The sequence below is a fragment of the Streptomyces sp. FH025 genome (assembly GCF_017427025.1).
GTDB lineage: Bacteria > Actinomycetota > Actinomycetes > Streptomycetales > Streptomycetaceae > Kitasatospora.
In genome coordinates this window covers 1-19,099 of the sequence record NZ_JAFLNG010000073.1, presented here as the reverse complement: position 1 = coordinate 19,099, position 19,099 = coordinate 1, and the positions used below count along the sequence as shown (strand labels likewise).

Genomic DNA, 19,099 nt, shown 5'->3' with positions numbered 1-19,099 from the left:
CTGGCTCGGCCGCCAGGCCCGCGGCGAGGCCCCGGGCAGCGCCCGGCTCGCCTTCGTCACCTCCAGCGAGCGCTGCGCGATGACCTCCGCCCCGCAGCCCGGCCTGCCGCACGCCCCCGAGATCCTCAAGGCCATCGTGCACGCCAACGACGGCCGCCTCGACGCCCTCGCCGAGGTCGCCGCCCCCGGCCGGCTGCGCCTCGGCGACCGCCTGGTCATCGACTGACCGGCCGTTCGGGTGGGCGCCTTCCGGGGAAGGACCGAGGGCATGACGATCCCTCACCGCATGACCGGCACCGGCGACCACCACGTCCTGGTCCTGCACGACTGGTTCGGCACCTCTGCCGGCTGGGGCCCCTTCCTCGACCACCTCGACGGCGGGGCCTTCAGCTACGCCTTCCTCGACTACCGCGGCTACGGGGAGCGCAAGGACGTCCCCGGCGCGTACACGCTCGCCGAGATCGCCTCGGACGCGCTCGCCCTCGCCGACCAGCTCGGCTGGGACCGCTTCTCCCTGGTCGGCCACTCGATGGGCGCCAAGGCGGCCCAGCAGGTGCTCGCCGAGGCGCCGCTGCGGGTGCGCAAGCTGGTCGGCCTGGCCCCGGTGCCGGCCGGGCCGTACCCGCTGGACGAGGCCGGCGCGGCGCTGTTCCACGGCGCCGCCGGGGACCGGGAGAAGCGCTTCGCGATCCTCGACCTGGTCACCGGCCGGCGGGCCGGCCGGGTCTGGCTCGACCACATGGTCGACCAGTCGCTGCGGCAGTCCACCCCGGAGGCCTTCGGCGGGTACGTCCGGGACTGGACGACCGCCGACCTGGAGAAGCGGATCAGCGGCAATCCGGTGCCGGTCAAGGCCATCGTCGGCGAGTACGACCTCGCCCTGACCGCCGAGGTGGCGCGCGGCACCTGGCTCGCCCACTACCCGAACGCCGAACTGGAGGAGCTCAGCGGCAGCGGGCACTACCCGATGTACGAGACGCCGGTGGCGCTGGCCGCGTCCGTGGAGTCCTTTCTGCACAACTAGCGCACGACTCACTCCTTCGAGTGAGCTGCACGGCGATGGGCGCGGATCTGTAGCAGGCTCCTCCACGCAACTGACCGACCGTCAGGCCAAGGAGGCCCCGTGTCCACGATCCCGGAGAACCTCAAGTACACCAGGGACCACGAGTGGGTGGAGACCACAGGGAAGGACAAGGCCCGCGTGGGCATCACCGACTACGCGCAGAAACAGCTCGGCGACATCGTCTTCGTCGACATCCCCACGGCGGGGAAGAAGCTCGAACAGAACGCGACGTTCGGCACGGTGGAGTCGGTCAAGTCGGTGAGCGACCTCTTCCTGCCGCTCACCGGCACGGTCGCCACGGTGAACGAGGAGCTGGACGGTGAGCCTGAACTGGTCAACACGGACGCGTACGGCGACGGCTGGATCATCGAGCTCACCTTCACCAAGCCCGAGGAGCTGAAGGAACTGCTCACGGCGGCCGAGTACAAGGCCTACCTCGACGAGGAGTAGGCCCGGAAACGCGCCCGGCCCTCCTCGGACGAGGAGGGCCGGGCGGTCGAACGGGTCGGGCTCAGACGCCGAGCCCGCGGACGACCAGGTCGACCAGCGCGAAGAAGAACAGCGAGATGCCGACGAAGCTGTTGGTCTGGAAGAACGCCCGGTTGAGCTTCGACAGGTCGTTCGGCTTCACGATGGTGTGCTCGTACACGAACGCGCCCGCGACGACCACCAGGCCGATCCAGAACGCCACTCCGGCGTCCGTCAGGATCGCGAACCAGCCCAGCAGGAGCGTGGTCAGCAGGTGGCAGACCCGCGCGCCCCAGATCGCGGCGGGCACGCCGAAGCGGGCCGGCGGCGATCCGACGCCGTTCTCCCGGTCGGACTCGACGTCCTGGCAGGCGTAGATCAGGTCGAAGCCGCCGATCCAGATGCCGACCGCGACGCCCAGGACGACGGCCTCCCAGGACCAGCTGCCCGTCACCGCGAGCCAGGCGCCCACCGGGCCCATCGCCTGCGCGATGCCCAGGATCGCCTGCGGGAAGTTCGTGAAGCGCTTGCCGTAGGGGTAGACCACCATCGGCACCACGGCCACCGGAGCGAGCGCCAGGCACAGCGGGTTGAGCATCGCCGCCGCGCCGAGGAAGACCACCAGCGCGACGGCCGAGCCGACGTACGCGGTCTTCAACGACACCGCGCCCGTGACCAGTTCACGCCCCGCCGTGCGCGGGTTGCGGGCGTCGATCTCGCGGTCGATGATCCGGTTCGCCGCCATGGCGAAGGTCCGCAGGCCGACCATGCACACCGTGACGATGAACAGCTCGCCCCAGTGCATCCGCTTGTCGGCGAGGAACATGGCCGTCAGCGCGGCGATGTAGGCGAAGGGGAGCGCGAAGACCGAGTGCTCGATCATCACCAGGCGCAGGAACGCCTTGGTGCGCCCGGGAGTTTCAACAGCGGCCGTGCTCACAGTCCGCACTCCGGAACATCCCCGCTGGTGCGGGGCCAACCGGCCCCCCGCGCCTGGCTCGACTTCACGACGTTGCTCCTCACAGTCCGTATTCCTTCCAGCGACGCGAGACCAGCGCGGCCGTCGCCGGGTCCGAGGAGACCATCTCCGGCCAGCCGCCGTCCCGGGTGTAGCCCTCCTCGGGCAGCTTGCGGGTCGCGTCGATGCCCGCCTTGCCGCCCCAGAACTGCTGGTAGGAGGCGTGGTCGAGGTGGTCGACCGGGCCCTCGACGACCGTGAGGTCGCGGCTGTAGTCGACGTTGCCGAAGGCCCGCCAGGCGACCTCCTGGTAGTCGTGCACGTCGCAGTCGGAGTCCACCACGATGATCAGCTTGGTCAGCGACATCATGTGCGCGCCCCAGATCGCGTGCATCGTCTTCTGGGCGTGCTTCGGGTACTTCTTGTCGATCGAGACGATCACGCAGTTGTGGAAGCCGCCCGCCTCGGGCAGGTCGTAGTCGACGATGTCCGGGATGATGATCTTCAGCAGCGGCAGGAAGAACCGCTCGGTGAACTTGCCCAGCGGGCCGTCCTCGGTCGGCGGCCGACCGACCACGATGGACTGGAGGATCGGACGGCGGCGCATCGTCACGCAGTCGATCGTCAGTGCCGGGAACGGCTCCTGCGGGGTGTAGAAGCCGGTGTGGTCGCCGAACGGGCCCTCGGGCAGCATCTCGCCGGGCTCCAGCCAGCCCTCCAGCACCACCTCCGCGTCGGCCGGGACCTGCAGCGGGACGGTCTTGCAGTCGACCATCCGCACCCGCTCCCCCGCGATGAACCCGGCGAAGAGGTACTCGTCGATGTCCCCGGGCAGCGGCGCGGTGGCCGCGTAGGTGACGGCCGGCGGGCAGCCGAAGGCGATCGCGACCGGCAGCCGCTCCCCGTGCTTGGCCGCCACCGCGTAGTGGTTGCGGCTGTCCTTGTGGATCTGCCAGTGCATCCCGATGGTGCGGCGGTCGTGCCGCTGGAGCCGGTAGAGGCCCAGGTTGCGGATGCCGGTGTCCGGGTCCTTGGTGTGGGTCAAGCCCAGGTTGAAGAAGGAGCCGCCGTCCAGCGGCCAGGTGAAGAGCGCGGGCAGCTCGTCCAGGTTGACGTCGTCGCCGGTGAGCACGACCTCCTGGACGGGCGCCTCCTTGACGTGCCGGGGCGGCACGTGCGCCATCGAGGCGAGCTTGCCGAAGGCGTCCCGGAAGCCGGTGAAGCCCTGCGGCAGCTCGGGCTTGAGCAGTCCGGCGATCTTCTCCGAGATGTCGTCCGGGCCCTTGAGGCCGAGCGCCTTGGCCAGGCGCCGCTCGGTGCCGAAGACGTTCATCGCCAGCGGCATCGACGAGCCCTTGACGTTCTCGAACAGCAGCGCCGGGCCCTTGGCCTTCTGCACGCGATCGACGATCTCGCCGACCTCCAGGTGCGGGTCCACCTCCGCCTTGATGCGCTTGAGGTCGCCCTCGCGGTCGAGGGCCCGGAGAAACGAGCGGAGATCGTCGTATGCCATGCCTGTCAGTATCCGCCACCCGATAGCCTGGCCGGGTCAAGGGCCCCGGGAAGGCGCCCGCCGCCACTCGCCGACGCCGGGGGAGATCACAGCCGTGCTGAGGATCCTTCTGACCATCATCCTTCCGCTCGCGCTCTGGGTCTGGGCGTTCATCGACTGCCTGATCACGCCCGAGGACGAGGTCCGGTACCTGCCGAAGCCGATCTGGCTGATCATCGTGCTGCTCTTCCCGCCACTGGGCCCGATCGCCTGGCTGGTGGCCGGCAAGCAGCGCGGCTTCCTGCGGGCAGGCGCCGGCGCGGCCGACGGTCGCGCGGGCCGCCCGGCCGGGGCTCCGCGCGGCGGACGCCCGACCGCGCCGGACGACGACCCGGAGTTCCTCGCCTCCCTGGCGAAGGAGTCCTTGCAGAGGGACGACAAGGACCACGAGGACATGCTCAAGCGGTGGGAGGCCGATCTGCGCCGCCGGGAAGAGGAGCTGCGCGGCCGCGACGAGCCCGAGGACGACCGAAAGAGCTGATCAAAGCGGCCCCGCCGCTTACCTCGGACAGCCCACCCGGGCGCGGACGGGTGGGCTGTGGCGTTTTTGGCGCTTCTCTACGATTGCGGACCTGCCGACAGGATCCCGACCCACCTCGGCGACCGGCTTGACCGGCCCTTGAGCGGACCACAAGAAGCCCGTCCTACATTGGTGCGCGACGGCCCTGACCTGCGCGTTTCTTCATGCTCAGATCATCGGACCATCATCTGCCCGACAACCCCCAGTATTCGAACAGACACCGAGCGCTCAACCTTCGGCCCGGCCGATTCTGTCCAGGCCTGACAGCTAAACGAACCCGACCTTGTACGGAATCGACGCCGAAACCAGCGCACGGCCCCTCGTACAGTCATAAGTGAAGAAATTGATTCGCAGCTGGGGGCACAGCAGACGTTGGCTGTCGGACAGTTCCCTCACCCTTGGAGTGGTTCGAGATGACGGTTGTGCATGAGGCGCCGGTAGGCGACGAGGTCCCCGAGGTCCCGGTCGACGCCCGGGGGCGGGTCGCCGAGCTGCACGAGCTGCGCGAGAAGGTGCGCCGCGGCCCCAGCGACAAGGCGACCGAGGCCCAGCACGCGAAGGGCAAGCTCACCGCCCGGGAGCGCATCGAGCTCCTGCTGGACGAGGGCTCCTTCCGTGAGGTCGAGCCGCTGCGCCGGCACCGCGCCCAGGGCTTCGGCCTGGAGGCCAAGAAGCCGCACACCGACGGCGTGATCGTCGGCTGGGGCACCGTGCACGGGCGCACCGTGTTCACCTACGCACACGACTTCCGGATCTTCGGCGGCGCGCTGGGCGAGGCCCACGCGCAGAAGATCCACAAGATCATGGACATGGCCATCGCGGCCGGTGCGCCGCTGGTCTCGCTGAACGACGGCGCCGGCGCCCGCATCCAGGAGGGCGTCACCGCCCTGGCCGGCTACGGCGGCATCTTCCAGCGCAACACCAAGGCCTCCGGCGTCATCCCGCAGATCTCGGTGATGCTCGGCCCGTGCGCCGGCGGCGCCGCGTACTCCCCCGCGCTGACCGACTTCGTCTTCATGGTCCGCGAGACCTCGCAGATGTTCATCACCGGCCCGGACGTGGTCCAGGCGGTGACCGGCGAGAAGATCACCCAGAACGGCCTGGGCGGCGCCGACGTGCACGCCGGCGTCTCGGGCGTCTCGCACTTCGTCTACGACGACGAGCAGTCCTGCATCGAGGAGGTCCGCTTCCTCCTGTCGCTGCTGCCGCAGAACAACCGCGAGATGCCGCCGTCCGTCCTCAGCGAGGACCCGGTCGACCGGCGCAACGACAGCCTGCTGGACCTGGTGCCCGCCGACGGCAACCGCCCGTACGACATGCGCAAGGTGATCGAGGAGATCGTCGACCACGGCGAGTACCTGGAGGTCCACGAGCGCTGGGCGACCAACGTGCTGTGCGTGCTGGCCCGGGTCGACGGCCACGTGACCGGCATCATCGCCAACCAGCCGCAGTCGCTGGCCGGCGTGCTGGACATCAACGCCAGTGAGAAGGCCGCGCGCTTCGTCCAGATGTGCGACGCCTTCAACATCCCGCTGGTCACCCTGCTCGACGTCCCCGGCTTCCTGCCCGGCGTCGACCAGGAGCACGGCGGCATCATCCGGCACGGCGCCAAGCTGCTGTACGCGTACTGCAACGCCACCGTGCCGCGCATCTCGCTGATCCTGCGCAAGGCCTACGGCGGCGCCTACATCGTGATGGACTCCCGCTCGATCGGCGCGGACCTGTCCTACGCCTGGCCGACCAACGAGATCGCGGTGATGGGTGCCGAGGGCGCCGCCAACGTCATCTTCCGCCGCGAGATCAACGGCGCCGAGGACCCGGACGCGATGCGGGCCCAGAAGATCAAGGAATACAAGAGCGAGCTGATGCACCCGTACTACGCGGCCGAGCGCGGCCTCGTGGACGACGTCATCGACCCGGCCGAGACCCGCCAGGTGATCGCCTCCGCCCTGGCGATGCTCCGCACCAAGCACGCCGACCTGCCCAGCCGCAAGCACGGCAACCCGCCGATGTAGTACGGCGGTTCACCAGCGCAGGCCGTACCGAGCGACACCACACACCACAGCAACCGGGGGAGAAACCAGGACATGACCGATTCCGCCGAACCCCTCGTCCGCATCGTCCGCGGCAGCCTCTCCGACGAGGAGCTCGCCGCCCTGACCGCCGTCCTGCTGGCCCGCGCCGCCGCCGGGCAGCAGGCCGCCGCCATCGCGCCGGTCGAGCCGATCGCCACCTGGCACCGGCTGGAGCGCCGCCCGGCGTACTACTCCCCGGTCAGCTGGCAGCAGGCCGCCTGACAGGCCTCGAACGCTGACGACGGCCGGCCACCCCACCCGGGTGGCCGGCCGTCGGAGCGTTCGGGGGCGTGCACGCTCCGTTCGCGCCCGTCCGGTCGGACGTGCGACGGCTCGGTAGAATACCTACTGGACGGTATGCGCCCGTCGCCCCGTCGGCCCCCATAGGATCGGCCGCTGCCGAGGTACAGAAATTTCCAGGGAGGCTGCGATGGCCAGGCAGGCCCGTGCGCTGGCGACCCGCCAGGCGGTGCTCCTCGCGGCGGCCGAGGTGTTCGACGAGCGGGGCTACGCCGCCGCCACGATGTCCGAGATCCTGGACCGGGCCGGCGTCACCAAGGGCGCGCTGTACTTCCACTTCCGCTCCAAGGAGGAGCTGGCGCTCGCCGTGATCGAGGGGCAGGGCGCCTGGATCGCCACCTGGGAACCGTCCTCGGACAGCCCGGTGCAGACCCTGATCGACCTCGGGTACGCCTTCGCCCACGCGCTCCTGAACGACCCGATGGTGCGCGGCAGCATCCGGCTGACGATCGAGCACGGCAGCTTCACCCAGCCGCAGATCGCGGCCTACCAGGGCTGGACGGACCTGGTCCACACGCTGCTGGAGCGCGCCCGGGAGGCCGGGGACCTCCACCCGGGGATCGACCTGGCCGCCGCCGCCGGGGTGATCACCGGCGCGGTCACCGGGATCCAGCTGAGCTCCCAGGTGCTGGCCCAGCGGCAGGACCTGATCAAGCGGATGTCCGACCTGTGGACGCTGCTGCTGCCCGGGCTGGTGCAGCCGCACGCGCTGGCCCGGCTGAGCGTCGCCGAGCGCGTCGCGTCCTGACCCCGCCGCGTTCGAACCGGCTCAGACCCGGTAGCCGGCCAGCCGTTCCCGCGCCACCAGGGCCGGCAGCGCGGCGGCCCAGAGCCGCCGGACGGCCTCCGGGGCCGGTCGCCCGGCGTCCTCGACGGCCAGCAGCACCTGACCGGCGGCCGCCGCGGTGAGCAGCTCGGCGCAGGCCCGCCGGTCCACGTCCGGGCCCAGCTCGCCGGCCTCGGCGGCGCGGTCCAGCAGTCGGCGGACGACCGCGGTGAGGCTGCGCCAGGTGGCCCCGACGGCGGGCTGGGCATGCGGAGCGCCGGAGCCGTTCCCGCCCTCGCCCGGACGCGGGCCCCGGTGGTTCAGCCGGACACCGGCCCGGACCACCACGTCCTCGCGCAGCAGCCGGGCGAGTTCGTGCGAGAAGTCGATCAGGCTCTGCAGGGCCGGGCCCTCGGCGCGCAGGGCGCGCAGGGCGGCCGAGCCGATCTCCCGCCCGGCGGCGGCCCGGACCCCTTCGGCCAGGGCCTGCTTGGAGACGAAGTGGAAGTAGAGGGCGCCCTTGCTCACCCCGGCCCGGCGGCTGATGTCCACCAGGCTGGCGGCCTCGAAGCCGACCTGCGCGAAGGTACCCGCGGCGGCGAGCAGCACGGCCTGCCTGGTCCGCCCCGCGCGTTCCTGCTTGACCACTGACCCCTCCGGACTCGGCCGGACGCGGCCCCGCTCCGTCCGGCTGCTCTCGGCGCGCTCTCCGACGGATAGTGGCGCCTCACCCGCGGACGGCCTCCACCTAAACCGCATGGTTGGTATCTAATCTAGCGTCCTTGTCGACCCCGCCGTCCAGCGGGGACGGGCCCCCGCCCAAGGTCCGCCCTCCCCCGGATAGGGCATTCCCGCAGCCCAGAGGGCAGGTAGCGTGGCCAGGCCGGGTGGCGCGGCAGGGGGCGACCCCGGTCACAGAAGACAAACCGGGTGGTATGTATGTTTTGCTGTGGGGCGTCCGTATCGGCCGCTCGACCGACACCCTGAAGCGGGGGCCAGTCATGCCATCGATCGTAGAGCCGGACGCCCACGGCCCGTACGCCCACCCGGGCACCGGCCACGGCTACGACTTCCACGACCGGACCGTCTCCCGGCACCTGGTGCACCGCGCCTCGGTGTCCGAGGTCTTCCTCACCGGCTGGCAGGCCACCGGCCCGTACGACTTCCTGATCGGCGCCCAGTGGCCCCGGCTGCACGGCTTCTACCGGCTGCCCGGGGACCGCTACCACGACCCGGTGCTGATGGCCGAGACCGTCCGGCAGGCCGGACTGCTGATCGGCCACGCCGGCTTTGGAGTGCCCCGCGACCACCACTTCGTCATGGAGGAACTCGGCTACGCTCTCGGCGAGACGGGCCTGCCCGGCCTCGCCGTCACCGCCGGCCCCGCCTCGCTGATGCTGACCGTCGGCTGCGAGGACGTCCGGATGCGGCACGGCCGGCTCGCCTCGCTGCGGGTGCACGCCGAGGTCACCCGGGACGGCCGGCGGATCGGCCGCGGCACCGGCCAGCTGCGCGTGGCCACCCCCGCCTCGTACGAACGGCTGCGCGGCCCCGGGCGGCAGGCCGTCGCCCCGCCACGGCCACCGGCGCCCGACGACCCCGGACTCGTCGGCCGCGCCCAGCCGGCGGACGTGGTGCTCAGCCCGACCCTGCGGCCGGACACCTGGCTGCTGCGCACCGACGTCGAGCATCCGGTGCTGTTCGACCACGAGCTGGACCACGTGCCCGGGATGCTGGTCCTGGAGGCCGCCCGGCAGGCCGCCCAGCGGCTGCACCACCCCGAACCGGTGGTGCCGGTCGAGCTGGTGACCTCCTTCGACCACTACATAGAGCTGGACCGGCCCTGCTTCGTCCGGGCGGTCCGCGAGCGGACACAGGACGGCCGCCGCACCCCCGTCCTGGTCCGACTGACCCAGGACGGGCGGACGGCGGCCGAGTGCCGGCTGCTCACCGAGCCGGTCGACGGTCCGCGGCTGCCGGTGCGCCGGGACGCCTTCGATGGCCGCCCCGCCACTCCCGGCCTTCTGCCGCTGGCGAGCTGAAACCCGTCAGGCGGCCACCAGCGTGGCAGGCCGCCCGGCGTGCATCACGCTGAGGTTGGCCGCCAGCCGGACCGGGTCCTGCGCCAGCCAGAGTCGCAGGGCCGCGCCCAGCGCCCCGCTGGCCGACTCGACCCGGACGTCGGTGAGCTGGGCGATCCGGGCCGCGCCGGGCACCAGCAGGTCGGCCAGCGCGGTCGGCAGCCAGACCGTCAGGGCGCACGGCGCGGGCGTGGCGATGGCGCTCAGCAGCCGGTAGGCGTCCCCCGGCGCGCTGAGCGTGGGGATGATGTCCAGCAGAGCGTCGGCCACCACCTCGGACACGTCGCTCCGGTGTCCCTGGGCGAGCCGGCGGAGCAGCATGCGCTCGGCGGCGGTGATTCGGACGGTCAGCATGACCTCGTCGCACTCCATTGCGCGATTTCCTCCTCAATTCCCTCTCGCACCGACCGGCGGCCGGCGCGCACTACCCCTGTTGCACCTCGGCCCGGCTGTCTGTGGGAGAGAGCCGGGCCGATTGGTGTGTGCCCCGGTCAGATCCCCGCGTACGAGTGCTTGCCGGTGACGAAGATGTTCACGCCGTAGTAGTTGAAGAGCCAGCAGGCGAAGGCCGCCAGCGCGAGGTACGCGGCCTTGCGGCCCTTCCAGCCGGCCGTCGCGCGGGCGTGCAGGTAGCAGGCGTAGGCGACCCAGGTGATGAAGGACCAGGTCTCCTTCGGGTCCCACTCCCAGTACTTGCCCCAGGCGGCCTCGGCCCAGATCGCGCCCGCGATGATGGTGAAGGTCCACAGCGGGAAGACCAGGGCGTTGATCCGGTAGGACAGCTTGTCGAAGGTGGACGCGGCGGGCAGCCGGCGCCAGATCGAGGCCGAGGTGCCCAGCGGGCCGGTGGTCAGGCCGGCCGCGATCCGCTTCTCGAAGGAGTCCTTGCCCAGGTACAGCAGGGTGGCGATGAACGCCGCGTAGAAGGCGCCGCCGCAGAAGATCGCGGTGGAGACGTGGATCGCCAGCCACGGCGAGTGCAGCGCCGGGACGAGCTGCTCGGAGTCGGTGTACAGCACCGTGGTGGCGATGCCCAGGGTCAGCAGCGCCGCGAGCACGACCGGCAGGCCGAGCCAGCGGACCTTCTTCTTCGCCGCCAGCAGCACCAGGTAGGCGGCGATCATCGCGAAGGCGAAGGCGCAGGAGAACTCGTACATGTTGCCCCACGGCCAGCGGGACACCGACAGGCCGCGGGTGACGATGCCGCCGCCGTGCAGCAGCAGCCCGAGGACGGTGAGCGATACGGCGATCCGGCCGGCCAGGTCGGCCTTCTCGTTGGTGCCGGCCGCGCCCGGGCCGTCCTCCTCGTCCGTGCCGCGCCCGGTGGTGACCACCGTCGTGCCCTCGCCCGCCACCGCGGTGCGGGTGAGCGTGGCGGTGCCGCCGCCCGACCGCGCCACGGTCACGGTGACCTGCTTCGTGGCCTTCTTCCCGGCCGTGGCGACGGTCTCGGCCAGGGTGCCCGACTGCTCCTTCGAGCGGACGGCGACGGCGCCCTTGCTGCCGAAGGTCCACTCGATCATGTGGGCGAACATGGCGAGCGTGTAGACCACCATCGCCGAATAGATCAGCTTGTTCGAGAGGTCGGCCAGCTGAGGGTCGACCGCCGCGGCGAGTTGCACCGTCTACTCCTTGGAGTTCTGGTCAGCGGGGACTGCGGAGCCCGAGGACGTCTTCGGGGCTGTGGGGGCCCCGGTCTCCTCGGATGCGTCTGGGGCCTCCGGTGCGTCCGGGGCCTCGGGTGCGGTGTCGTCCTCGTCCTCCACCGCCGGGGCGTCGTCCTGGAGGTCCACCGCGAGTTCGGCCAGCTCCTCGGCGATCTTCGCCGACTCGCTGCGGGCGAGACCGGCCAGCTCCACCTGGGTGCCGCCGCCCGGCAGGGCCACCGCGCGCACCCAGATCCGGCGGCGCTGGATGAACAGCGAGCCGATCAGGCCGAGGATCGCCAGCACGGCGCCGGTCAGCGCGATCGCGTTGCCGGGACGGTGCGAGACGTTGAAGCTCGCCCACTGCTTGTAGCCCTCGAAGGTGACGGAGCCGTAGCCGTCCGGCAGGGTCCAGCCCTGGCCGGGCTTGAGCCGGGCCTTGGCCGGCTGGCCGTCCTGGGTCAGCTGGGTGAGCTTGCGGGTGTTCAGCTGGTAGACGTTCTGCGGCAGGCCGGAGTCGGTGCCCAGGTCGCCGGCGAAGGCGTTCAGCACCAGCTCGGGGGCGGCGTCACCGGGGAAGAGCGAGACCGGGCCGGTGCCCTCGAAGCTCAGCGGCGCGGTCGGCAGGAAGAAGCCGGAGAAGCCCATCTGGGTCTTGGTGCCGTCCGGGCCGGTGCCGTAGTCGGAGACCTTCACGACACCGGTCGAGGTCAGGTTGCCGTCCTGCGGCAGGAACGGCACGGCACCGCTGTAGACGACGTCGCCCTTGCCGTTGCGGACGGTGACGACCGGAGCGTAGCCGTGGCCGATCAGGTAGACCTTGCTGCCGCCGATCTCCAGCGGGTGGTTGACCTCGATCGTGCCCTTCTTCAGCTTCGTCTCGTCGCTGCCCGCGTAGTACTCGACGTTCGCGGTGAACTGCCGGGCGGCACCGATCTGGTCGCCCTTGTTCTGGAACTTGGAGGTGAAGTCGTCGAGCTTCAGGTAGAAGGGGTCGAGGTCCTGGTTGTTGTAGAACCGCGTGCCGGTGAAGTCGTCGAGCTGGGTGATGGTGTTCGAGTAGCCCTCACCCTCGACCATCAGCTTGCCGCCGGTGCCGGAGGCCAGGCTGGCCCAGGCGAAGCCGCCGAGCAGCGCGAACAGCGACAGGTGGAACAGCAGGTTGCCGACCTCGCGCAGGTAGCCCTTCTCGGCGGCCACCGCACCGCCGGACAGGTTGGCGCGGAAGCCGCGCTTGCGCAGCAGCCCGTGCGCGGCGGCGTTCACCGCGTCGGCGTCCGCCGAGGTGCGCCAGGCCGCGTGCACCGGCATCCGGGTCAGGTTGCGCGGGGCGGCCGGCGGCTGGGAGCGCAGCACGCCGACGAACTGCCAGGTGCGCGGGACGATGCAGCCGGCCAGCGAGATGAACAGCAGGATGTAGATCGCGGAGAACCAGACCGAGCTGTAGACGTCGAACAGCTGGAGCTTCTCGTAGATCGGCGCGACCGTGGTGTGCTGCGCCTTCCAGGTCTGCACCTTGAACTGGTTCTGGCCGTTCTGCGGGATCAGCGAGCCCGGGATGGCGGCCAGCGAGAGCAGGAACAGCAGGATCAGGGCGACCCGCATCGAGGTCAGCTGGCGCCACATCCAGCGCGCCCAGCCGAACATCCCTATGCCGACCGGGCCGTCGGACTCGACCGGCGCGGTGCTGAGCCGCTCGGCCGCGGTGTCGTCCGGTGCCGGGGGCAGCTCGGTCTCGGTCGTGGTCTTGCTCACGGTCAGATTCCGATCTGGGAGTCGGCGGTCCAGGACTGCAGTTCGCTCATCCAGGAATCCCAGATCCCGGTGACGAGCAGCAGACCGACCGCGACGAGCATGCCGCCGCCGATCCGCATGACGAGCGGGTAGTGCCGCTTGACCCAGCCGAAGGCGCCCAGCGCCCGGCGGAAGGCCAGCGCGGCCACGATGAACGGTACGCCCAGGCCCACGCAGTAGAAGGTCATCAGCAGGGCCCCGCGCTCCGCGTCGGCCTGGTTCAGGGACAGGGTCTGGACGGCGGCCAGGGTCGGGCCGATGCAGGGCGTCCAGCCGACGCCGAACACCACGCCCAGCAGCGGCGCGCCGAGCAGGCCGACGGCCGGGCGACGGTGGGAGCGCACCTCACGCATGCTCAGGCCGGGGACGAGGCCCATGAAGGCCAGGCCCATCACCACGGTGACCGAGCCGAGCACGATGGAGATGACCCGCTTGTGCTCCTGCAAGGTGAAGCCGAACTGGCCGAACAGCGCCCCACCGGAGACGAAGACCGCGGTGAAGCCGAGGATGAACAGGGTCGCCCCGAGCAGCATCCGGCCACGCTTCGTACCACGGGCGTCCGCGAGGTCGGCGGCCGAGAAGCCGGTCACGTACGAGAGGTAGCCGGGTACCAGCGGCAGCACGCAGGGCGAGAAGAACGACAGCAGCCCGGCCGCCAGCGCGATCGGCGCCGCGGCCAGCAGCGCACCGCTCTGCACGGTGGTGAAGGTGTCGGCGAGTTGCAGGTGCCCACTCACTGCTTCTGCTCCGCGACCACCGGCTGGAGGATCGACTCCAGCGCGTCCTGGGTGGTGCCGCCGACGGCGCGGGCGGCCAGCTTGCCGTCCCGGTCGACGACCAGGGTGGTCGGGATGGACTGCGGGTTGAGGCTGCCCTTGGGGAACTTGAGCAGCTGGGTGCCGGCCGGGTCGAAGATGCTCGGGAAGGTGACGCCCTGCTCCTGCTCGAAGCGGACGGCGTTGGTCTTGTCCGTGTCCCGGGTGTTGATGCCGAGGAACTGGACGTCCTTGTCCTTGTACTCGTCCGCGACGGCCTGGAGGCTCTTCGCCTCGGCCCGGCACGGCCCGCACCAGGAGCCCCAGACGTTGAGCACCACGATCTTGCCGCGGTAGTCGGAGAGCTTGACCTGGGCCCCGTCCAGGGTCTCCCCGGAGATGTCCGGCGCGTCCCCGCGCTTGCCGATGTCCGCCTTGGACAGGTTGGTCCCCTTGACGGTGACGAAGCCGACCTGGCCTTCACCGCTGCTCGACGAGCCCGAGGAGGAACAGCCGGTGAGGACGAGCGCAGCGGCGGCGACAGTGGCGGCGGCTGCGGCGACACGGGGACGGGGGCGCGCCATGGCAGACATGTGAAAAGTTTCGCATGGAGTTCCGGGCAGGTTCGCCGGGGTCCGCTCTTGCGCGTCGCACCCCGTCTGACCTGCAACGGGACCGGGCCACCCGGCAGTCGCCAGGTGGCCCGGTCCCATACTTACGCAAGGCTTACCTTGTGCGGAGCCCGTACGGGTTCTACGCGCCGAAGCTCTTGCCCACCGGCTTGTCGCCCTTGCGGCCCTTGCCCACCAGGTGCGCGGGCAGCAGGTCGCGGGCCGGCTCGCGGTAGCCGACCGAGACGATCCGGTCGCCCTCGAAGGTGAAGCTGGTCAGCGAGGCCAGCGAGCACTGCCGACGGCGCGGGTCGTGCCAGAGCCGGCGGCGCTCGACGAAGGAGCGGACTATCCAGATCGGCAGCTGGTGGCTGACGCAGACCGCCTCGTGCCCGCGGGCGGCGTCCCGGGCCGCGCCGAGCGCGCCCATCATCCGCACCACCTGGTCGAGGTACGGCTCGCCCCAGGACGGCTTGAACGGGTTGGTGAGGTACTTCCAGTAGCCCGGGTTGCGCAGCGAGCCGTCGCCGACGCCGAAGGTCTTGCCCTCGAAGACGTTCTCCGCCTCGATCAGCCGCGCGTCCTCGGCGACGTCCAGGCCGTGCGCCTTGGCGATCGGCGCGGCGGTCTCCTGGGCCCGCTCCAGCGGGGAGGCCACCACGTGGGTGATGTCCCGGCCCGCCAGGTCCTCGGCCACCCGGTCGGCCATCTCCCGGCCCAGCTCGGACAGGTGGTAGTCGGGCAGCCGCCCGTACAGGATGCCCTCCGGGTTGTGCACCTCGCCGTGGCGCATCAGGTGGACGACGGTGATCTCTTTGGCGCTCACTTCTCGGTACTCCTGAGGCTTGGGTTAGGCCGTGGCCGCGGCGGCGGCCCGGGCGGCGGCCGGCAGGGCGGCGGCGATCCGCTCGATCGCCCGCGCGTCGTGGGCCGCCGAGACGAACCAGGACTCGAAGGCGGACGGGGGCAGGTAGACGCCCTCGGCCAGCATCGCGTGGAAGAAGGCGGTGAAACGGTACGCCTCCTGCGCCTTGGCCTGGTCGTAGTCGGTCACCGGAGCCTCGGTGAAGAACACCGAGAACATGTTCCCGGCGGTCTGCAGCCGGTGTGCCACGCCCTCCTTGGTGAGCGCGTCGGAGACCAGGCCGGAGACCTCGGCGGCGACCTTGTCCACCGTCGCGTACACCTCGTCGGTGCAGCCGCGCAGCTGGGCCAGGCCGGCCGCGGTCGCGACCGGGTTCCCGGAGAGGGTGCCGGCCTGGTAGACCGGGCCGGCCGGGGCGAGGTGCGCCATCACGTCGGCGCGGCCGCCGAAGGCCGCGGCCGGGAAGCCGCCGCCCATGACCTTGCCGAAGGTCAGCAGGTCCGGCGCCCAGCCCTCGTTCGCGGCCTCCAGGCCGTACCAGCCGGCCTTGGAGACGCGGAAGCCGGTCATCACCTCGTCGGAGATGAACAGCGCGCCGTTCTCCCGGCAGAGCCGGGCCAGGCCCCCGTTGAAGCCGGGCAGCGGCGGGACGACGCCCATGTTGCCGGGCGAGGCCTCGGTGATCACGCAGGCGATCTCGCCCGGGTGCGCGGCGAAGGCCCGCTCGACGGCGGCCAGGTCGTTGTACGGCAGCACGATGGTGTCGCCGGCCTGGGCGCCGGTGACGCCCGGGGTGTCCGGCAGGCCGAAGGTGGCGACGCCGGAACCGGCGGCGGCCAGCAGCGCGTCCACGTGACCGTGGTAGCAGCCGGCGAACTTCACCACCTTCGCCCGGCCGGTGAAGCCGCGGGCCAGCCGGATCGCCGACATGGTGGCCTCGGTGCCGGAGGAGACCAGGCGGACCTGCTCGACCGGGGCGATCCGGGCGACGATCTCCTCGGCCAGCTCGACCTCGCCCTGGCCGGGCGTGCCGAAGGAGGTGCCGCGGGAGACGGCCTGCTGGACGGCGTCGATCACCGCGGGGTGCGCGTGTCCGAGGATCATCGGACCCCACGAGCACACCAGGTCGACGTACTCACGGCCGTCGGCGTCGGTGAGGTAGGGGCCGGTGCCGGACACCATGAAGCGCGGCGTGCCGCCGACCGCGCGGAAGGCGCGCACCGGGGAGTTGACGCCGCCGGGCGTGACCACGGAGGCGCGTTCGAACAGCGACTGGGACTGGGGGGCTTCGTAGGGGTAGCTCACAGAAGACATGGTCTCAAATCGTGTCCTTCAGCTCTGCATGTCCGGCCCGATCATCTGGAACGATGATCCGGGCACCGTTGTCTGTACGGTTGTCCTGACGGTTGTCCGTACGGACGGGGCCACTGGCTGCTCCGGAGCACGGACCAGTCAGACTTGTATGCACAGGGTGCGCGAGCGCTCCGATCGTGTGCAGGGGTGTGGAGAGGACTGCCGCGTACCGCGAGTGGGTACGGCGGCGCATGACGGGTAAGGAGCACGTCCGGCGGGACGCCGGACGTGCGGGGGTCTGTCGATTCCGGCGAATTCCGGTGAGGATGGTCCGAGTGTCCGAGGCGCAGGACGGCTACGACGAGGCCGCGGGGGGCTCCCGCCGGCCCGCCGAGGCCGCACGCGGGGGTACGGGAGCGGGTACGGGGCGTGGTCGTCGCGGCGGTGAGAGGCGGGGTGAGGGACGCGTGGGGGTGACGTACAAGTACTTCGGCGCACCGGACCGCGCCACCGCCGCCAGAGTCCCCACCGCCCTCGGCCCCGGCGGTCTCGGCCTGGACGCCGGCGAACTCGGCGCGCTGGGGCGCCTCGGCGACCTGATGGAGACCAGCGGCTCCCCCACCGGCCACCTCTCCACCAAGATCAAGCCGGAGACCATGAGCGCCATGGTGCTCACCGGCATCCAGGGCGTCCCCCTGCACCAGGTGCCGCCGCTGGAACTCGTCGTGCTGCACCCCGACTACGCCGTCGTCCAACTCCCGCACAACGTGGTCGAACCGCTCCGCAAGGCCGACGTCACCGAGCTCGGCGCGGCCGCCTTCATCTGGTCCACCGTCCCGGACCGGCGCGGGCCGCGCGACGCCTTCGTGATCTACAGCATGCTGCACGAGTGGCAGGACTTCGCCAACCGGCTGCACGAGGCCGGGCACCAGCTGTACTGCCTGGTCTGGCCGTAGAACACCCGCCCAGAGATGGCTGGTTGACCGGTTGACGGCACGTCAGTCCTTGCTGACGGCCGGTCGGAGCAGCACCGCCGCCAGCAGCAGCGCCGCCGCGAGCAGTCCGGCGGCCACCGCGAAGGCGAGCCGGAAGCCGCCCGTGAGCGCCTCGACCATCGGGTGCCCGGTGGCGACCAGGGCTGCTGCGCGGCCGTCGGCGAGGGTGGTGAGCACGGCGACGCCGAGCGCTCCGCCGATCTGCTGGGTGGTGTTGAACAGCCCCGAGGCGGTGCCCGCGTCGGCCGGACCGGCGCCGGACATGCCGAGCACGGCGAGCGTGGACAGCACCAGGCCGCCGCCGGAGACGAGCAGCATGGTCGGGAGCAGGTGGACGACGTAGTCGGCGTCGGACGGCAGCCGGACCAGCAGGGCGAGCGCGGCGAGCAGCATGGTCAGGCCGGTGAGCAGCACGGCGCGCTCGCCGAACCTCGCGCTCAGCCGGGCGGAGAGCAGCAGTGACACCGCGCCGATGGCGGCCGCCGCCGGCAGCATCGCCAGTCCCGTGGCGGCCGCGCCGTAGCCGAGGACCCGCTGGAGGTAGAGGGCGACCATGATCTGGAAGCCGAACATCCCGGAGATGGTCAGTACCTGCACCAGGTTGGCGCCGGAGACGTCGCGCGAGCGGAACATCCGCAGCGGGAGCAGCGGTTCGGCGGCCCGGGCCTGGCGGAGCAGGAAGGCGGCCAGCAGGGCGAGCGAGAGCGCTCCGAGGCCGAGGGTGCGGGCGGAGGTCCAGCCGCTCGTGCCGGCGCCGACGATGGTGTAGATGCCGAGCATCAGCGCGGCGGTGATCAGGACGGCGCCCAGGGCGTCGGCGCCGGCCCGCAGGCCCGGACCGCGGTCCGACTCCAGCACCCGGAGGGCGAGCAGGGCGGCGGCGAGGCCGAGTGGCAGGTTGATCAGGAAGATCCAGTGCCAGTTGAGCGCCTGGGTGAGCACCCCGCCGAGGACCTGGCCGATCGAGGCGCCGGCCGCGCCGACGAAGCTGAACGCGCCGATCGCGCGGCCGCGTTCGCGCGGTTCGGGGAAGAGCGTGACGATCATGCCGAGGCTGACGGCGGAGGCCATCGCGCCGCCGACGCCCTGGAGGAAGCGGGCGGCGATCAGCACGGCCTGCCCGGTGGCGACGGCACAGAGCAGCGAGGCGGCGGTGAAGACGGCGAGTCCGGCGATGAGGACCCGCTTGCGGCCGATGAGGTCGCCGAGCCGGCCGGCCAGCAGGAGCAACCCGCCGAAGGCGATCAGGTAGGCGTTGAGCGTCCAGGTGAGGCCGGCGGGCGTGAAGCCCAGGTCGTCCTGGATGGCGGGCAGCGCCACGGTGACGATCGAGCCGTCCAGGACGATCATCAGCATT

Annotated in this window: 19 protein-coding genes and 1 pseudogene; 9 read left to right on the top strand and 11 right to left on the bottom strand. The window is 71.3% G+C overall.

Going from position 1 to position 19,099, the window contains the following annotated elements; all coding sequences use genetic code 11:
- The 3 genes and pseudogenes from J0670_RS08340 to gcvH form a co-directional block, all read left to right on the top strand.
- Nucleotides 1-226: pseudogene (locus J0670_RS08340) on the top strand (MOSC domain-containing protein); the annotation flags it as partial.
- 42 nt (nucleotides 227-268) lie between these two features.
- On the top strand, nucleotides 269-1,024 hold the full coding sequence (locus J0670_RS08335; RefSeq protein WP_207810758.1) for an alpha/beta fold hydrolase: 756 nt from the start codon (nucleotides 269-271) through the stop codon (nucleotides 1,022-1,024).
- 99 nt (nucleotides 1,025-1,123) lie between these two features.
- On the top strand, nucleotides 1,124-1,513 hold the full coding sequence (gene gcvH, locus J0670_RS08330) for a glycine cleavage system protein GcvH (RefSeq protein WP_207810757.1): 390 nt from the start codon (nucleotides 1,124-1,126) through the stop codon (nucleotides 1,511-1,513).
- A 61-nt stretch (nucleotides 1,514-1,574) separates the two neighbouring features.
- On the opposite strand, the gene mqnP is transcribed toward gcvH, so the two are convergent.
- Complete coding sequence (mqnP, locus tag J0670_RS08325) at nucleotides 1,575-2,471, bottom strand: menaquinone biosynthesis prenyltransferase MqnP (RefSeq protein ID WP_374223075.1); 897 nt, start codon at nucleotides 2,469-2,471, stop codon at nucleotides 1,575-1,577.
- A 79-nt stretch (nucleotides 2,472-2,550) separates the two neighbouring features.
- Complete coding sequence (locus tag J0670_RS08320; protein ID WP_207810755.1) at nucleotides 2,551-4,002, bottom strand: menaquinone biosynthesis decarboxylase; 1,452 nt, start codon at nucleotides 4,000-4,002, stop codon at nucleotides 2,551-2,553.
- Between the two features lie 94 nt (nucleotides 4,003-4,096).
- Here J0670_RS08320 and J0670_RS08315 point away from each other — a divergent pair, with 94 nt between their 5' ends.
- The 4 genes from J0670_RS08315 (at nucleotide 4,097) to J0670_RS08300 (ending at nucleotide 7,684) form a co-directional block, all read left to right on the top strand.
- Nucleotides 4,097-4,522, top strand: a complete 426-nt coding sequence (locus J0670_RS08315; protein WP_207810754.1) for a PLD nuclease N-terminal domain-containing protein — start codon at nucleotides 4,097-4,099, stop codon at nucleotides 4,520-4,522.
- A 452-nt stretch (nucleotides 4,523-4,974) separates the two neighbouring features.
- Nucleotides 4,975-6,576: an acyl-CoA carboxylase subunit beta gene (locus J0670_RS08310; protein WP_207810753.1), complete on the top strand. Its 1,602-nt coding sequence runs from the start codon at nucleotides 4,975-4,977 to the stop codon at nucleotides 6,574-6,576.
- Nucleotides 6,577-6,648: 72 nt separating this feature from the next.
- Complete coding sequence (locus J0670_RS08305; RefSeq protein WP_207810752.1) at nucleotides 6,649-6,858, top strand: acyl-CoA carboxylase epsilon subunit; 210 nt, start codon at nucleotides 6,649-6,651, stop codon at nucleotides 6,856-6,858.
- A 208-nt stretch (nucleotides 6,859-7,066) separates the two neighbouring features.
- Nucleotides 7,067-7,684: a ScbR family autoregulator-binding transcription factor gene (locus tag J0670_RS08300; RefSeq protein ID WP_207810751.1), complete on the top strand. Its 618-nt coding sequence runs from the start codon at nucleotides 7,067-7,069 to the stop codon at nucleotides 7,682-7,684.
- A gap of 21 nt (nucleotides 7,685-7,705) precedes the next feature.
- On the opposite strand, the gene J0670_RS08295 is transcribed toward J0670_RS08300, so the two are convergent.
- Nucleotides 7,706-8,350 (bottom strand): ScbR family autoregulator-binding transcription factor, encoded by a 645-nt coding sequence (locus tag J0670_RS08295; RefSeq protein ID WP_207810750.1) that lies wholly within the window; start codon nucleotides 8,348-8,350, stop codon nucleotides 7,706-7,708.
- Nucleotides 8,351-8,703: 353 nt separating this feature from the next.
- Here J0670_RS08295 and J0670_RS08290 point away from each other — a divergent pair, with 353 nt between their 5' ends.
- The gene (locus tag J0670_RS08290; protein ID WP_207810749.1) at nucleotides 8,704-9,744 is read left to right on the top strand and encodes a ScbA/BarX family gamma-butyrolactone biosynthesis protein; all 1,041 of its coding nucleotides are present in this window, start codon (nucleotides 8,704-8,706) and stop codon (nucleotides 9,742-9,744) included.
- A gap of 6 nt (nucleotides 9,745-9,750) precedes the next feature.
- Here J0670_RS08290 and J0670_RS08285 read toward each other — a convergent pair whose 3' ends face one another.
- From J0670_RS08285 to hemL, 7 genes are all read right to left on the bottom strand, one after another.
- On the bottom strand, nucleotides 9,751-10,137 hold the full coding sequence (locus J0670_RS08285; RefSeq protein ID WP_207810748.1) for a hypothetical protein: 387 nt from the start codon (nucleotides 10,135-10,137) through the stop codon (nucleotides 9,751-9,753).
- Between the two features lie 137 nt (nucleotides 10,138-10,274).
- Nucleotides 10,275-11,405: a c-type cytochrome biogenesis protein CcsB gene (gene ccsB, locus J0670_RS08280; protein ID WP_207810747.1), complete on the bottom strand. Its 1,131-nt coding sequence runs from the start codon at nucleotides 11,403-11,405 to the stop codon at nucleotides 10,275-10,277.
- Nucleotides 11,406-11,408: 3 nt separating this feature from the next.
- Complete coding sequence (locus J0670_RS08275) at nucleotides 11,409-13,184, bottom strand: cytochrome c biogenesis protein ResB (protein WP_307806442.1); 1,776 nt, start codon at nucleotides 13,182-13,184, stop codon at nucleotides 11,409-11,411.
- Nucleotides 13,185-13,186: 2 nt separating this feature from the next.
- Complete coding sequence (locus J0670_RS08270; protein WP_307806441.1) at nucleotides 13,187-13,960, bottom strand: cytochrome c biogenesis protein CcdA; 774 nt, start codon at nucleotides 13,958-13,960, stop codon at nucleotides 13,187-13,189.
- A complete protein-coding gene (locus tag J0670_RS08265; RefSeq protein ID WP_307806440.1) occupies nucleotides 13,957-14,562 on the bottom strand; it encodes a TlpA disulfide reductase family protein in 606 nt (201 codons plus the stop codon). Before J0670_RS08265 ends, J0670_RS08270 begins: the two co-directional genes overlap by 4 nt.
- A 169-nt stretch (nucleotides 14,563-14,731) precedes the next feature.
- On the bottom strand, nucleotides 14,732-15,382 hold the full coding sequence (locus J0670_RS08260; protein WP_207810759.1) for a histidine phosphatase family protein: 651 nt from the start codon (nucleotides 15,380-15,382) through the stop codon (nucleotides 14,732-14,734).
- A gap of 57 nt (nucleotides 15,383-15,439) precedes the next feature.
- Nucleotides 15,440-16,768 (bottom strand): glutamate-1-semialdehyde 2,1-aminomutase, encoded by a 1,329-nt coding sequence (gene hemL, locus J0670_RS08255; protein WP_207810745.1) that lies wholly within the window; start codon nucleotides 16,766-16,768, stop codon nucleotides 15,440-15,442.
- Nucleotides 16,769-17,220: 452 nt separating this feature from the next.
- Between hemL and J0670_RS08250 the strand changes: the two genes are divergently transcribed.
- A complete protein-coding gene (locus tag J0670_RS08250; protein ID WP_374223074.1) occupies nucleotides 17,221-17,703 on the top strand; it encodes a hypothetical protein in 483 nt (160 codons plus the stop codon).
- Between the two features lie 42 nt (nucleotides 17,704-17,745).
- Here the strand turns inward: J0670_RS08250 and J0670_RS08245 are convergent, their stop codons facing one another.
- The gene (locus tag J0670_RS08245) at nucleotides 17,746-19,098 is read right to left on the bottom strand and encodes an MFS transporter (protein ID WP_207810743.1); all 1,353 of its coding nucleotides are present in this window, start codon (nucleotides 19,096-19,098) and stop codon (nucleotides 17,746-17,748) included.
- Between the last annotated feature and the right edge of the window lies 1 nt (nucleotide 19,099).